The sequence below is a fragment of the Stenotrophomonas sp. genome (assembly GCF_031995405.1).
Lineage (GTDB): Bacteria > Pseudomonadota > Gammaproteobacteria > Xanthomonadales > Xanthomonadaceae > Stenotrophomonas.
Map to the genome: position 1 here is coordinate 1 of NZ_DAMAGC010000033.1, position 1,332 is coordinate 1,332.

At 61.8% G+C, this 1,332-nt stretch carries 2 protein-coding genes; both read left to right on the plus strand.

The genetic code is table 11. From position 1 onward, the window contains the following. Window positions 1–232: 232 nt before the first annotated feature. Window positions 233–472: a hypothetical protein gene (locus tag RTO53_RS08085; RefSeq protein WP_312237300.1), complete on the plus strand. Its 240-nt coding sequence runs from the start codon at window positions 233–235 to the stop codon at window positions 470–472. Window positions 473–699: 227 nt separating this feature from the next. Beyond that, window positions 700–1,167, plus strand: a complete 468-nt coding sequence (locus RTO53_RS08090; RefSeq protein WP_312237301.1) for a hypothetical protein — start codon at window positions 700–702, stop codon at window positions 1,165–1,167. Window positions 1,168–1,332 lie beyond the last annotated feature (165 nt).

Here is a 1,332-nt window from a genome sequence, read left to right on the forward strand (position 1 = left end):
CGAGCGCTTGCTGATCCCCCACTGGGTCTCGCCGCCCGGGTCCCGTGGGTTGTTCACGTAGCCGCCCTCGTGGGAGAGGATTCGGTCGATGATCTGGTCGAACTGGCTCATGGATGGCCCCTGGTTTTGACGGGGCCATGCTGCCGGGGACGGGAGCTGGTTCAACGGATCGGAGCCCGTCTGTCGGTAGAGTTGGAGGTGCGACCCACCCAACCTGCTACCGGAGACGAGCATGGACCGAAAAGACGTGTGGACAGTGATGATCCGAATCGGCGATGAGATCCGATTGGCAGATCTGGTTTACATGGAGGGTGTGCCACATGTCGTGTGGGAATGGCACGAGCAAGCCGCCAACGAGCACCCGGGCATCACGATACCGCTGGATCCGCGCCACCTTCAGGCGACACCAGGCTTTGCCGAGCACGATTTTGTCTATGGCCCGCCGATTCAAGCGCCCGATGCTGCTTCTTGATCTGGCGGGAATCCCCCCGTGCTGCCGCGCGCTTCAGGCGCGCCCAGACGAGAGAGGTTTGGGCGTCCATCAGGCAGACGAATCGGGTTCCGGGCCGGTGGTTGATGTCCATGCCCCCCAACCTACCCCCAGCGCGAGGCCGGTCAACGGACGAGTTATCCACAGGAGAGGACGCACCGGCGGCGCGGCGCTTGAGTACACTCCGGACTCCAACCAAGGAGACGGTGATGGCAACTAAGGCAAGCGCTTACGTTCTAGCGAAAGATTACGATCTTCTGCCGGGCACAATTCTCAATTCGGGAAAGCAATGGTTCCTTCGGACCCACCTTGAAGAGAACCATAATAAGTACGAGGGCATCATCGCCCTGACTGGAGACCGCCCCGGCGAGTACCACCACCTCCATAACCCCAGTCAATGCATCGCGATCCCCCAGGCCATCACGCTCGAGGCGAGGGTGATCGGCGACCTAGCCGGCCCTGGGACACCGCCGCATGGAGCGCTGGTGTGGGGCCTGGGTGGCCTTTCCATCGCTGGCTTCTTCGGCGGCAACTTCTTCGTCAAGCTGGATGGGCTCGAAGCAGATGACGTCCTCAGAGACAAGTCGTTCTACGCCTCCAAGTGGGGAATGTGGATCGTAGACGGCGAAGGCAACGCGCTTGATGAAGAGCCGCTGTTTACGGTCAAGGCCGGCTAAGGAACCTCAACCGGCCGCCCCACGCGGCCGGTGGTAGGATGCCGCGACCGCCAGAGGGACCGCCATGAGCGACGATCGATTCAAAGATGCAGGCCAGTTCCAGCCGAACCGGGCGTGGCTGAAAATCAAAGCCGCCGATTTTCACCGGCGGCTTGAAGTGGCTGA